The 13,986-nt window shown below is 51.6% G+C and carries 12 protein-coding genes and 1 riboswitch; of the genes, 8 read left to right on the forward strand and 4 right to left on the reverse strand.

Translation table 11 applies throughout. The features are described 5' to 3' along the window. Positions 1-41 precede the first annotated feature (41 nt). The 7 genes from faeD (at position 42) to EPYR_RS01410 (ending at position 7,671) form a co-directional block, all read left to right on the forward strand. Complete coding sequence (faeD, locus tag EPYR_RS01380; RefSeq protein WP_231839708.1) at positions 42-2,396, forward strand: F4 (K88) fimbrial usher FaeD; 2,355 nt, start codon at positions 42-44, stop codon at positions 2,394-2,396. Continuing rightward, positions 2,389-3,159: a fimbria/pilus periplasmic chaperone gene (locus tag EPYR_RS01385; protein WP_012666631.1), complete on the forward strand. Its 771-nt coding sequence runs from the start codon at positions 2,389-2,391 to the stop codon at positions 3,157-3,159. Before faeD ends, EPYR_RS01385 begins: the two co-directional genes overlap by 8 nt. An 11-nt stretch (positions 3,160-3,170) precedes the next feature. Next, positions 3,171-3,683 carry a DUF5462 family protein gene (locus EPYR_RS01390; protein ID WP_012666632.1) on the forward strand — a complete coding sequence of 171 codons (513 nt, stop codon included), beginning with the start codon at positions 3,171-3,173 and terminating at the stop codon, positions 3,681-3,683. Between the two features lie 195 nt (positions 3,684-3,878). Further along, positions 3,879-4,658 (forward strand): F4 family fimbrial subunit, encoded by a 780-nt coding sequence (locus EPYR_RS01395; RefSeq protein ID WP_012666633.1) that lies wholly within the window; start codon positions 3,879-3,881, stop codon positions 4,656-4,658. 408 nt (positions 4,659-5,066) lie between these two features. Beyond that, the gene (locus EPYR_RS01400; RefSeq protein WP_012666634.1) at positions 5,067-5,852 is read left to right on the forward strand and encodes a F4 family fimbrial subunit; all 786 of its coding nucleotides are present in this window, start codon (positions 5,067-5,069) and stop codon (positions 5,850-5,852) included. A gap of 244 nt (positions 5,853-6,096) precedes the next feature. Further along, positions 6,097-6,885: a F4 family fimbrial subunit gene (locus EPYR_RS01405; protein ID WP_012666635.1), complete on the forward strand. Its 789-nt coding sequence runs from the start codon at positions 6,097-6,099 to the stop codon at positions 6,883-6,885. A 24-nt stretch (positions 6,886-6,909) separates the two neighbouring features. Further along, positions 6,910-7,671: a F4 family fimbrial subunit gene (locus tag EPYR_RS01410; protein WP_012666636.1), complete on the forward strand. Its 762-nt coding sequence runs from the start codon at positions 6,910-6,912 to the stop codon at positions 7,669-7,671. 149 nt (positions 7,672-7,820) lie between these two features. On the opposite strand, the gene EPYR_RS01415 is transcribed toward EPYR_RS01410, so the two are convergent. From EPYR_RS01415 to EPYR_RS01430, 4 genes are all read right to left on the reverse strand, one after another. Further along, positions 7,821-8,762, reverse strand: coding sequence for an omptin family outer membrane protease (locus tag EPYR_RS01415; protein WP_012666637.1), 942 nt, complete (start codon positions 8,760-8,762; stop codon positions 7,821-7,823). Between the two features lie 786 nt (positions 8,763-9,548). Further along, positions 9,549-10,193 carry a thiamine phosphate synthase gene (thiE, locus tag EPYR_RS01420; protein WP_012666638.1) on the reverse strand — a complete coding sequence of 215 codons (645 nt, stop codon included), beginning with the start codon at positions 10,191-10,193 and terminating at the stop codon, positions 9,549-9,551. Beyond that, positions 10,190-12,124, reverse strand: a complete 1,935-nt coding sequence (gene thiC / locus EPYR_RS01425) for a phosphomethylpyrimidine synthase ThiC (protein ID WP_012666639.1) — start codon at positions 12,122-12,124, stop codon at positions 10,190-10,192. Before thiC ends, thiE begins: the two co-directional genes overlap by 4 nt. A gap of 90 nt (positions 12,125-12,214) precedes the next feature. Further along, positions 12,215-12,315, reverse strand: a riboswitch (TPP riboswitch). Positions 12,316-12,438: 123 nt separating this feature from the next. After that, entirely contained in the window at positions 12,439-12,945 is a 507-nt protein-coding gene (locus EPYR_RS01430) for an Rsd/AlgQ family anti-sigma factor (RefSeq protein ID WP_012666640.1), read from the reverse strand. Between the two features lie 72 nt (positions 12,946-13,017). Between EPYR_RS01430 and nudC the strand changes: the two genes are divergently transcribed. After that, entirely contained in the window at positions 13,018-13,791 is a 774-nt protein-coding gene (gene nudC / locus EPYR_RS01435; protein ID WP_012666641.1) for an NAD(+) diphosphatase, read from the forward strand. Positions 13,792-13,986 lie beyond the last annotated feature (195 nt).

The following is a 13,986-nucleotide window of genomic DNA, read 5'->3' on the forward strand; positions in this document are numbered from 1 at the left end:
TTAACGGAGCTTTCTGCCTGACTCTTGCTATCGCAACGGCTATGGGTTGTGGTGCGGCTCGTGCCGAAGATCGGCTGGACATGTCTTTTATTCAGGGTGGGGCTGGCATTGATAGGGAAGCTTGGGCTGCGTTGAATGGAACTTATGTTCCAGGGCGTTATCTGGTGGATGTCTCGTTGAACAGTAAGGACGTCGGAAAGCAGATACTGGACGTTTCGCCGCAGGAAACCGAGGCGCTGTGCATTGCGCAAAGCTGGCTTGAAAAATCTGGCATATACCTGAACCGTGATTACTTTCGCGAAGAGTATGACGTGAGCCGACAGTGCTATGTCTTGTCGAAAGCACCGTCAGTGCAGGTGGATTTTGATATTTCCACCCAAAGCTTGTCGCTAGCTATTCCGCAGAAAGGGCTGACGAAAATACCGGAAAATGTGGAGTGGGACTACGGGTCTTCAGCATTTCGGGTGAATTACAACGCCAACGCCAACACCGGGCGAAGCAACACTTCTGCGTTCGGTTCGGCAGACCTGAAAGCCAATATCGGTCGCTGGGTAGTTAATTCAACGGCCACGGCGAGTGGCGGGGACAGCGGAGTCAGTGCGACCTCCATTGACATGTTCACCGCCACCCGGGCTATCCGGTCGCTCAGTGCAGACCTCGCGGTCGGTAAAACTCAGACCGGTAATAGCCTGTTGGGCAGCACGGGAACGTATGGCGTGTCCTTTTCGCGTAATAACGGCATGAAGCCGGGCAACCTGGGTTACGCCCCTGTCTTCTCGGGAATTGCGAACGGACCATCGCGAGTGACTTTGACCCAGAACGGCCGCACGTTGTACTCGGAGATGGTGCCGGCCGGGCCATTCTCCGTTGCGAATGTCCCGTTGTATAACAGTGGGGACGTCACCATGAAGATAGCAGGCGAGAATGGCAGGGAACAGACACAGGTATTCCCTCTCTCGGTGATCGGCGGACAGCTTAGCCCTGGACAGCACGAATTCAATATTGCAGCCGGGTTACCGGACGCTAACAGTCATTTCAACGGTGGAGTGTTTGCCGCGTCTTATGGTTACGGTTTTAACGGTCTGACGCTACAGGCTGGTGGGGTGCTTAATCAGCGCTGGCACGGTGGCAGCGTCGGTGCAGTGGTTGGATTGGGGCACCTCGGCGCGATATCAGCAGATGGGGCATCTGTGGTGGCTAAATACAAAAACCAGCCGATCCACAGTGGTAATAAAGTCCAGCTGGCGTGGACAAAACAGCTGGAAATGACCCACACCGGGCTGCGGCTGAGCTGGTCCAGGCAGGATGAAGCCTTTGAGATGATGTCTTCTTTTGAACCGATGAAGCTGTTGCTTGAAGGAAATACGGGACGCCGCGTCAAGGATGAGTGGAACGGGGGCATCAGCCAGCCAATAGGCGGAATGTTTAGTCTCTCAATGTCGGGCTGGCAAAGGAGCTATTACCCGCAAAGCGGTCGTTACAGCAATGCGGAGAATGACGGTCGGGAGACGGGAGTCACCGCTACGCTGGGTACTCAGATTAAAGGGGCAAGCCTGAACATTGGAACCTCTGGCTCCAGAAACTCAAAGGGAGAGAACAATTGGGCGCTGTCTGCTTCGATCTCAATTCCGTTTACGCTGTCAGAGCGAAAATACAGCAGCAGTACGTCGATAAGCAGCAGTCGCGGGGGCGGAGCAGGCATCAGTAGCGGCGTCTCTGGGTCATTGAGCGACAGATTCAGCTACGGTTTGGGGGGCGGTCGCGACAGTGACGGTGGGAGCAGAAGTTATCTGAATGCCTCCTATGCAGGTGAGCGAGCCTGGATGAGTGGGGCGCTGAACCACTCTGCTTCAGGAGGCACCAGCGGGTCGGTATCAGCCAATGGTTCTGTGATGGGCATGCCGGCTGCAGGCGGCTTCGTGCTCAGTCGCACCACGGGTGACACGGTGGCTGTGGTGAATGTGAAAGATACCCCGGGCGTGAAGGTGACTTCTGCTAATGGTGAAACGGATAGCAACGGCAACCTGGTGGTTGCGCTGAGCAGCTATGACTGGAACACGGTCACTGTCGAAGCGGGAACTTTGCCGTTAAATACCGAATTGAACACCACCAGTCAGAAGGTAGTTCCGTCGGACAAGGCGGTGGTGTGGATGCCTTTTGAAGCATTGAAAGTGCGCCGCTACCTGCTACAGGTGAAACAGAAGGATGGAGCGTTCGTCGCGGGCGGGACTTGGGCGCGTGACAGCAAAACCACGCCGCTGGGTTTTGTCGCCAATAACGGTGTACTGATGATTAACGCGGTTGACGTGCCCGGCGATATCATGCTTGGGCAGTGCCGAATACCGGCAGCGAAGCTGCAAGAGACAGAGAAGTTACAGGAGGTAACGTGTGAATAAGTATGGTGCAGTATTAAAGCAGCTTTTCTGCGATAAGCGGGTGAACGCACTGGGATTGACGCTGGCGTTGGCAATGACGACCCACAGCGCGCTGGCATCGCTGGCAACAGACCAGACGCGGTATATCTTTCGCGGAGACAGGGATTCACTGTCCATTACCATAATGAACAACGACAAGAAGCGTATGTTCGGTGGGCAGGCGTGGGTGGATAACATCGTGGAGAAAGATACACGTCCGACGTTTGTGGCTACGCCGTCGTTTTTTAAAGTAAAACCAAATGGCCAACAGGCGCTGCGTATCATCATGGCGTCAGACCATCTGCCCAGGGATAAGGAGTCCATATACTGGCTTAACCTGCAGGATATCCCACCGGCGCTGGAAGGAAGTGGTATTGCCATTGCACTGCGCACTAAACTGAAACTCTTCTATCGGCCGAAAGCCCTGCTGGAAGGCCGTAAGGGGGCGGAAGAAGGCATTAGCCTGCAGCGTCAGCCAGACGGGAAAACCATGCTGGTGAATACCACGCCCTACATCTATGCCATCGGCAGCCTGCAGGATGCGGCAGGTAAGACGCTGGATGTGAACAGCGATACGGCACAGAAGCTGCTGATGTTTATGCCGGGGGACAAAGTGGCGGTAAACGTTAATGTGGTGAAGGTGAATTCGCTGAATGATTACGGTGAGCTGCAGTCCTGGACAATTAACCAGAAGCAGCCGGTAAAAACGGCTGAGAAGGCAGAAGAAAAAATGGCCGGAGCATGAGGAGTGGTCGCATGGAAGACAAGATAGCCCGGTTCACGCTGATGGTGCTGGTGGTACTGAGCACAGCACCATCAGCGCAGGCCAACCGCGACAAAGAAAAGGAGATGTACCTGGGCGTGCTGAATGGCCAGGTGCAGGGCAACAGCGTGGTGAAGGTCACGCGCACGCTGCCGGAGCCAATACTGTTCCGGGCAGAATCCTCAGACAGGCTGCCGGACAGCCTGATTATCAGCAATGCCGAAGGTCGGCCAGCATCTGGCGGTACAGTTTGGGTGACCATTAAGCAGTTACAGCCGGAAAGCGGACAGGAGGCGCGGATTACGCTGAAGGCCTTGCTGGTAGTTGATGGGAAAAAAGTACCGTTCAGCGTCACGCAGCGGGGAGTGGATGTAGTGATAGCGTTGCCGGCGGCGGCGGAAAGCGTGGAGCTGAGGACTGACACCCCGGCGGAACTGGAGGTTCCGGCGAATTTTCGGGGCAATCTGCAGGTAGCGCTGCAGGTGGAGGGCGAACGGGCTTCTTGAAAACAGAGTCAGCGGGATTAAAGACCCTGAGATGAAAGGGTACACCATTATTTATCGGATATAACGCAGAGATATTTTTAATATTATGAATAAGCGAATAAAGATATGAAATAAAACTGTACGAGGTGGCTTTGCGGTAAATCCGGAAGGACTTGCCAGGAAGATATTAAATCTCTTTTAAAAGGAATGATCGTAATGAAAAAGACACTAATGACATTAGCGCTGGCAGCAACGGTAGCCTCCGGTTCTGCTATGGCATGGACGGCAAGCGGCGCTGGTGGTCATATTGAACTAAGTGGTAAATTTAAACCTGCTGTGAAGAAAACGCCATGGGAAGTGATGGCAGGTTCTGGTTCAGCCAATTTGATTGGTGAAGTTCAGAACGGTCAGAAGGTGACTGAAATTGAAATTACGAAAGCAATCCCAATTCTCGGTATTCGTACTAAGAGCACAGACTTGTTTACAGGCGGGGCAGGGTTCAATCCGCAGATCGACTTTAATGGTGATGTTGGTACTGACAAAGTGAGTAAAGGGGTTGGCGAACTGACTCTCGCGGTGACAGGAATGGATGGCAATAAAATCGGTACCCTTAAGGCCCCTTTTACCATGATAGGCGTGGGGTATCGGAAGCCTCGCGATGGTGCAGGTTCTGTAAGTGCTTTAGCTAGCTATTCAAGCGGGAAGGGTTTTTTTGGTGGTTTGCCAAAAAGTATGCAGCATACGTATCCTATTGATAAGATTGAGGCTACAGCAAACATGTTGATACCTGGTGTTAGCAGTAATTTCTCGCATAGTGGTGCTGAAATAACTGGTTATGCATCGATGGATTTTACGGCAAGCGAGTATGATTATAGTGCGTATTATGTATCCGGTATTACAAGTGATTCGAAAATCCAGTTCGAGCTGAATGCCTTATTACCGTCAGGAGAAGTTGAGTGGAAAGCCTCGCTGCCGATTGTCGTGACCTATAGCTGATCGTGCCTTGGCCAAGAAGGTAACAGGGTTAATAAAATACAGCATACCTGACTTTGGTCAGCTGGCTAATGTATATAATCCCGGTATTTTGGTCTACCATAACAGATGGCGAAGTGATCTGTTCCTTGAGTACGCATTTCTCCTCGGCAGTCGTTGGCTCTGTTAAGGATATANGGGGGGGGGCTGAGCTGGGGGATATTGAAGTGGCATGCCTCATTGCCAATTATTGTGAGCTATTTATAATAATATTTTCACTAAGTAAAATATAAATAAATACTCTTTAATATTATGAATAAGCGAATGCATATAGGAAATAAAACTGTAGGAAATGACTTTTCGGCAAGTCCAGAAGGACTGGCCAGGAAAAGATTAAACCTCTTTTAAATAAGGAATGTTGTAATGATTGTAATGAAAAGAACGCTAATATCGCTAGCGCTGGCAGCAACGGTAGCCTCAGGTTCTGCCATGGCGTGGACGGCAAATGGCTCAGGTGGTAATTTTGAACTGGGTGGTTCACTGAATCCTTTTACCCCTGAAACACCGTGGGAAGTGAAGGTGGGTGATGCTATTACCGGCCTGGACGCTGAGGTTCAGAAAGGTCAGAAGATGGTTGAAATTAAGCTCAATAATGCAATTCCAATTCTGGGCATTCGTACTAAGGTAAAAAAGGCTTTTGCGGGTAAGTCAGGATACAGCCCACAAATTGATTTCGGTGATGCTATTGATATGGGCGATTTAATTTCGGGGGATCTCAAATTGACTCTGGCGGTTAAAGGTCTGGATGGCGCTAAAATCGGAACCATGACAGCGCCATTCTTCGCTGCTGGCTTTATGTCCTGGAAGAATACGAATAGTGAAAACGGTGGTTCTGCCGGGATGTACGCCTCCAGTCCCGGGGATGGATTCTTCGGTGGTTTACGAACCATTGATGACCAATCAAATCCAGCTGATAATGTTAGAGCTGCGATAAAATTGATGCCTGATATTGCAGATAAATTGGACCCGCAAGGTTTCACTTTAGAAAAGGAGATGGACAAGGTCAGTTTCAATGTTTCAAAACTTCTGTATAGTGGTTTCTATGCCTCTGGAATTGAAGCCGGTAAGGCAGTCCGGATCGCTCTTGAATCCCCTGCATCAGCTGATGTTCCAGTTCAGTGGAAAGCTTCGTTGCCGGTTACTGTGGTCTATATGTAATACCCATGTTGGTTAAGTAACTGACAACATCAAAGAAATTTTTCTCTGTTAAAATACAGGTTATTTTTCTTCGACGCGTTAGCCTATCTGTAAGCCCGGCATTTCTGTATTTGAGGAGCGTTGCACCGCAATGGACTTTGCCAATAACTACTGGAGCCGGGTTTAATTTATTGATGTTTTTTCTAGCCATTATGTATTTCTGTTTTTTTATTCTTAATAAAAAGAAATAAAGCGAGAGAATATCATGAGTAATAAAAGATACTTTATTTCTTCCCTGTTTATTCTGGCCTTGTTTTTTTCAGTACTGTCCCAGGCCGAAATTCTCGATGGTGGTGAAATTCAGTTTCAGGGCTTCGTGACTGACGAGGCTCCCAAATGGACATGGCAGGTAGCTTCACCCGATCAGAGCTGGGCGGTGGACACTGCCGATGCCCGCTACGAGAACGGACAGCTTGTTTTTGACCTGCACGATAAAGGCCCTCTGCCATTTCTTGAAGGCCATCTGCATGAGGTGGCGGAGCGCGGTGGCCCAGGTTTAACGCCCCTAATAACCTTCAGCAGTGGAGGTCAACCATTGTTAATCGTCAAAGGCGATAGCACCCGCTCACAACGATTTCGGGCTGCTGTTCCGGTGCGCGATCCAGATAGCGATAACACGGTGGGGCAGCTCTCTTTCAACCTTGATCAGGCATTGGCGGTGAGTACAGGTTATCAGGAAGAGGGAGTCATGCTTCCTGCAGGCATGTCACTGGTCAGTGGAGAAAGCGTGACGGCGGTTCAGACGGCGACTTTACCCCAGGGAGTGATGAGCCGTCTTCCTGCTTTGTTATTAATGAATAGCGGATTCAGTCATGGCATGAGTACCGCCAGTAATGGTCAGGTGGTCAGCCAGAGCGTGCTGGCTGATGGGCGGGTGATGGATCTGGCCGCTGCGTATGCCTCGGCCGTATCCGGTTTTGAGCTGCGCCTGCCGGCAGAAGGCACACCAGCACGGTGGCATGCCGGGCTGAATGTGACCGTAACGGTGCAGTAATCGCTGAACAGGGAGAGAAACAGAATGAAGAAGCTAACGTGTTTGTTGCTGACAGCCAGTCTGTTGCCGACGGTTGCCCCAGCCTGGAATACCCCCGGGCAGAATTTCAGCGGCGAACTGAATCTGGCGGGAATAGTGACCAGCACCCGCAACCCCTGGGAGTGGCAGTTAAGCGAAAGGTCGGAAGACCTGGATGTGAAAACGCTAGCTTCCCGGGGGCATGAACAGGTGATTACGGTCGCCATTCCTGCGCTGAAAATATTACTGGGTAAAACAACCAGGAGCACACCAACAGGGCGGGAAGGCTTAGTGCCCAGGGTGATATTTGGACGGGGAGCGGAAGGATTTTCGCTGACCTGGGAAGAGCCGGGGATAGCGCAGGTGATCTTGCCCGTGACGGGGGAGGGAAACCTTCAGGCTGGCCTCTTCAGTTTCCGCATGACGGCGGCAGCGCTGCTGCGTAATAGTTCTGGTGGACAGGCGGTGGTTGCCGGAGTGTATGACGACCTGAAGGGGAATGGGCTGCCGGAGCAGGCATTGGTAGTGGGCCCGGAACAGACAGGACGGCTGCTGTCGACAATGTTTGCCGGTGATGGTCCTGCATGGCTTCAGGGCGCGGCGGCCAGTGATACGATCGGACTGAGTCAGTTTGCGAATGCGGAACTTCGTCAGATTGACGGCGTGTACGGTGCGCAAGTGGTGGCGGGAAGTGGCGAGCTGCGCCTGAAAGGAGAGCTTCCCCGGCACTGGCATGTGTCCCTGCCGGTCAGTATTGAGTATCAGTAAGGGAGCCACTGGCCAAATTCGACTCAGGCTTAAGCTATCCTGAGAGCGTTAGACCCGAATAAGGCATAGGGCATATGGTATGCTCAGGCAGCCATGTTGTGGTGGATACATACAAAATAAAAGCCGGACAAAACGTCCGGCTAACTGATTTAGAAAGCGTATTTCAGGCCAACCGATGTCATATAGTTGTAGTTTTCAATACCGCCAGCGTCTGCAAGGTTTACCACGTTACCTTCGTCGTGGTCGTTGACGGACATGTTACCTTTTTTATTTGTTGTGCGGCTCCAGATCCCATTCAGGTAAATTTTAGCGTTCGGCGTCATGTAATAACCGATGTCTGCTGCGAGAGAGTAGAAATTCTGGTTTGCCGTATTCACCTTAAAGGTGGTATTTCTCAGATAGTGTTCGTCATTGTCAAATGCACTTACCCATCCACTGAATTTAAAGGTGCCGCCGAATTCGAAACGCTCATAGCGGTAGCGACCTGTGAGACCAATATATGGCATGTTAAAACGCTGCTTGTAGCCGATTCCCGTAGTGCCCGCCGGGAAAGACCCAATTACAGGTGAGCCTGTTTCTTCATCAGTGTAGTTGTAAGAGCCGCCGGTAGATTTTAGGCTATAGCGGTTTTCCTGATAACCTGCCATTACGCCGAGGCGATAATCAGGTTCGTTTAATAACCACTCTTTGATGTTGAGATCGAATTCATTCGCGAAGTTCAGGCGTGTGTCAGGATGCTGACTTTGATGTGTCCACCCTTGCGAGCTTCCGTTCAACCAGTCGGTATCATCCATATAACCGCCACGGCTGCCGATGGTTGTCCAACCTGAAGCACCGAGCGATACCCACGGTGTTAAATCCCAATAAAGAGAACCTGTAACGACTGCTGCATTACTGTAATTCCAGTTGAGCTGGCTCATCTTGTCGGCAGATTGTGAATCGTAAACACGCACCTTCGTTTTGCCGCTCAAAGCACCTGAAGCCATTTCAGCGCTCACTTTATCAAGAGTAAAAAAATTGTTTGCGGTGTCGGCTATAGCCGTATAAGCCTGCAGCGAGGAAAGAACCAAAGCTAAAAGTTTGAAACGCATAACCTTTATATCCTTATCATTTAACGTTAATTAATCCGGCAATTAATATCCTTGCAATAACACAGGCAGTCAATATTTAATCGGTGAGTGTTTATATATGGTTCGGGGTTAAATAAAGATCAAGAACGGATTAATACGCGTTTGACTCTTTTTATCTCCTGGCTATTCATTGGCTATTTTAATATTTAAAGCCACTAAATGATATTTTTCAGGCGATTAAAATGGCAGTGTAATTAAAGAAGTAATGAAAAATACCGTGTAATATTGATGGATTATTTGCGAAAAAACAAGACATGAGGCATTTAAAAAACTAATCAAATGCTCACAAATTATTGGTAGCCAAAATTGATATCGCCAAGGTTCACATACATACGGGCGATTCTAATCAGTCCCATTTACTTAATTGTTTATCTCTCGATTTCTTTATGCTCTCTGCTTCCTTGGTTATTTTCAAAAAGTGATTTAATTGAGGATTTGGCCCGATATTTTGCCGGTTAAGCGATCGGATAGCGGTCGGGCAGGCAATGCTGCCTGGCTCAGCGCGGATGGGTAGGCCCCGGTACTGAAAAATAGGGAAAGCAGGGCCAGCCTAAGGGAAAATGACTGACCCTGGCCGGCGGCATCATTGTCACCGGCAGCACCACTATAAAAGCTTCAGTCAGGATGAAAAGTGTGCAGCAGCGGGGCTGCGCAATGCTTCCATAACTTCTTTTCGGTGTTACCTTAAATGACATTTATCTGTGCCATCCATTCCAGATATCGTCTGCGATAATCCGGTCTGCATGGCTAAACTCTCGCCGGGCGCTGCGCTTCTGCCAGCGCCAGCAGCTGACGCGTTGCGGCCTGCCAGTCGCTGGCCTGTGTAATAGCGCTTACCACGGCAATACTGCCCACGCCGGTGGCCAGAACCGCAGGTGCGCGCGCAAGGCTGATGCCGCCAATCGCCACAGTAGGGATGCCCGATAGCCGTTTAACATAGCGGGTCAGCGCGGCCAGCCCCTGTGGTTCTGAAGGCATATATTTGGTTTGAGTCGGAAAGACATGGCCAAGTGCAATGTACGATGGCCGCTCGACCAGTGCGCGATCCAGCTCGGCATCATCATGGGTCGACAGCCCCAGGCGCAGCCCGGCGGCATGGATACTGTCCAGATCGGCAATATCAAGATCCTGCTGTCCCAGATGCACGCCGTATGCCTGATGCTTCACGGCCAGCCGCCAGTAGTCGTTGATAAACAGACGTGCCTGATAGCGCTTGCCGAGGGCAATCGCCTCGGCGACCTGCTGCTCGACTTGCTGTTCCGCCCGGTCTTTAATGCGCAACTGAAGGGTGCGTACGCCAGTATCCAGCAGGCGCGCAATCCATTGCACGTTATCAACCACCGGATAAAGTCCCAGCCGTGCTGCGGTTGTTGGGAATGCCCCACGACTCATACTTTTTCCTCCGGCTTCAGGCTATCGGCGCGGTGATAAAGCTCGCCTCCCCGACGGCGGAATTCATGCGACATCTGTGCCATGCCAATCTCGACCGGCTTTGCTTCCGCTTCCTGTCGTGCGGCGTATTCCCGCACTTCCTGGGTAATTTTCATTGAACAGAACTTCGGTCCGCACATCGAACAGAAGTGCGCCACCTTGCCCGATTCCTGGGGCAGGGTTTCATCGTGATAAGCGCGGGCAGTATGCGGGTCAAGGGCAAGATTAAACTGGTCTTCCCAGCGGAATTCAAAGCGCGCTTTTGACATGGCGTTGTCGCGGATCTGCGCGCCGGGATGGCCTTTGGCCAGGTCGGCGGCGTGGGCAGCGATTTTGTAGGTAATCAGTCCCTGCTTAACATCCTCTTTGTTCGGCAGGCCAAGATGTTCTTTGGGTGTGACGTAGCACAGCATGGCGCAGCCAAACCAGCCAATCATCGCGGCACCAATTCCGGAGGTAAAATGGTCGTAACCCGGTGCGATATCAGTGGTCAGCGGGCCGAGCGTATAGAAGGGCGCTTCGTGGCAGTGTTGCAGCTGTTCCGTCATATTGGTGCGGATCATCTGCATGGGTACATGACCGGGGCCTTCAATCATCACCTGCACATCGTATTCCCAGGCGATTTTGGTCAGTTCACCCAGCGTGCGCAGCTCGGCGAACTGGGCCTCATCGTTAGCGTCCTGAATCGAGCCTGGACGCAGGCCGTCACCGAGCGACAGGGATACGTCGTAAGCGGCGCAGATTTCGCATATTTCACGGAAATGCAGATAGAGAAAACTTTCCTGATGATGCGACAGACACCATTTCGCCATGATCGATCCTCCGCGTGAAACAATGCCGGTCAGCCGTTTGGCGGTCATCGGCACATAGCGCAGCAGCACGCCGGCATGGATGGTGAAGTAGTCGACGCCCTGTTCAGCCTGTTCCAGCAAGGTATCGCGGAAGATCTCCCAGTTGAGATCCTCTGCTATGCCGTTCACTTTCTCCAGTGCCTGATAGATTGGTACTGTGCCAATGGGAACCGGGCTGTTACGCAGGATCCACTCGCGTGTTTCATGAATATAACGCCCGGTTGACAGGTCCATCACCGTATCTGCGCCCCAGCGCGCCGACCATACAAGCTTCTCCACCTCTTCTTCGATAGAGGAGCTGACCGCCGAGTTGCCGATATTCGCATTGATTTTCACCAGGAAGTTACGGCCAATAATCATCGGTTCCGATTCCGGATGGTTGATATTGGCGGGAATAATGGCGCGTCCTTCTGCGACTTCCTGGCGGACAAATTCGGGGGTAATATTTTCCGGCAGGCTGGCACCAAAGCTGTTACCCGGGTGCTGTTGTAACAGCACTTCGCCGCGAATGCGCTCGCGCCCCATATTCTCGCGGATGGCAATAAATTCCATTTCCGGCGTAATCACCCCAAGACGCGCGTAGTGCATCTGAGTCACGCAGCGCCCGGCACGGGCGCTGCGTGGGCGCGGAAGGTTGTCGAAACGCAGGTGATCCAGCCCCTCATCGGCCAGGCGTTCCTGGGTATAGGCGGAACTCAGTTCGGCGATCTGTTCGGTATCATTGCGTTTGACAATCCAGTCACGACGCAGTTTGGCCAGTCCGGCATGAACATCAATGCTGGCTTCCGGGTCACCATAGGGACCGGCGGTGTCATAGACCGGCACCGGCTCATTTTCGACCAGCGTTGGATTATCTTTGCGGCCACCTGTTACGGTGGGGCTAAGCTGGATTTCGCGCATCGGTACACGAATATCGGGCTGCGATCCGGTGAGCCAGATGCGTTTTGAGTTGGGAAAAGCGCTACCTTGTAAGGAGTCGATAAACTTCTGCGCCTGGGCGCGTTGTTCACGGCGGGTGGTTTTTTTTTCAACGATAGACATAGCAACTTCCTGATAATGGAACGGAAATTGGCTTGCCTGGAGGCGGGAGTAATGAGAACGATGTAAGAGAAAAGGATTTCACACCGTTACCACTGATTTACTCTTGTTCCCTTCGCAGGTACTAACCTGATCAGGTTCCGCGGATCCCGAATTAACGGTCTCAGCCCCTAAGGGCACTCCGACAAGATAATGAATGATTTCCAGCGACTAGCCAGAAATTCAATCCGGAAATAGGGTGAGGAAATTTCACCTCAACCCGGTCAGCATAAAGGGGCTTTCAGGAAACTACAAGAAATTCACATTCTGTTCACTCGTCAGGCGGGACGGGCGAGGGAGGGATCATTGGCGGCCGTCTGTAACCCGGCATTTTTTTTTAGTGCCAGTTGAATAAATTTATCTTCAAGCGTGAAGCGCGCTTCAAGCGCTTCGCCGACTACGGAGAGCGCATGCTGGAAGTGAAGGTCATTACCATGGTCGATAGCGGCCTCGAAATGCGTATCGTACAGCTGCATAATTTGCGCGGTATTTTCCTGTAAAGAAGGATAAATCAGCGCCGCTTTAGCCAGCAGTTCGGTTCCTTCCAGCTCTTTAATAAAGCGCTCGTAAATGGTGAAGTGACCGTTGGAAAGGTAGTCAACCAGATTCTGGCAGAACGCGTCAAGGGCATTTTCATCAAGCGCAGTCAGCGATTCCTTGTTAGGCTTTATGCCAACCATCTGATAATACGCAACCAGTAGCTGTCTGCGTGAAAGCAGACAAAAGTCTACCAGCTCACTGCATCCGCCAAAGCGGGCGGTGAGGACTTCTAACTGGTTAAGCATGTATTGCTCCGGGAATATAATTTTAACCCCTGACCTCAATTCAGTCTCTAAGCTGAGGACGATGAGTAAATTATGGTACGAGAGATTCAAAGCATAGACGAAGGCTGGTGGGTTGTCAGCGAGGAACATAAAATTTGGTTACCGGGAGGCGAATTGCCGCATGGCGATGCCGCTTCGCTGGGCCTGACAGGATCGTCAGGATCGCGCATTGGCGAGTGGCAAGGGGAAGCGGTGTGGTTGATCCGGGGCGCGCGGTCTGAAGGGATGGGATCGTTACGTCAACTGCTCGATCGGGATAGCGGCCTGTTTCAGCTGGCCGGGCGCGGCATTCAGCTGGCAGAGTTCTTTCGCTCGCATCAGTGGTGCGGCTATTGCGGCCATAAAATGCACAGCAGCAAAACGGAATGGGCCTGTTTATGCCATCATTGCCGCCAGCGCTACTATCCACAGATTGCTCCGTGCATCATTGTTGCCATTCGACGCGGACCGGAGATCCTGCTGGCGCAGCATACCCGCCATCGTAATGGAATTTATACCGTGCTGGCGGGTTTTGTCGAAGTAGGAGAAACCCTGGAGCAGGCGGTAGCACGCGAAGTGATGGAGGAGAGCAGCATCCAGGTCAAAAATCTGCGCTATGTCACCTCCCAGCCGTGGCCTTTTCCGCAGTCGTTGATGGTGGCGTTTATGGCTGATTATGCCGATGGTGAAATCAATATTGATCAAAAAGAGCTGCTGGATGCCGGCTGGTATCGTTACGACGCATTACCGCTTTTGCCACCTTACGGTACGGTTGCACGCCGCCTTATCGAAGATACGGTGGCACTGTGTCGTGCCAACGAAGAATAACAGCGCTGACTTGCCGGATAAATACAGTGGATTTTTGTTAGCCGTACTACCCGCGACGGATGAAGGTGGGCGGGGAAAATCAGCGGTCCGGGGATGATAAGTAACAGCATTGTTACGGCTTGTTACGTACCGGAGAAAGGCATTTTTTTGAGCGCCGAACCACCGCAAATTGCAATGAATGAATGTTACACTACA

The organism is Erwinia pyrifoliae DSM 12163 (assembly GCF_000026985.1).
GTDB lineage: Bacteria > Pseudomonadota > Gammaproteobacteria > Enterobacterales > Enterobacteriaceae > Erwinia > Erwinia pyrifoliae.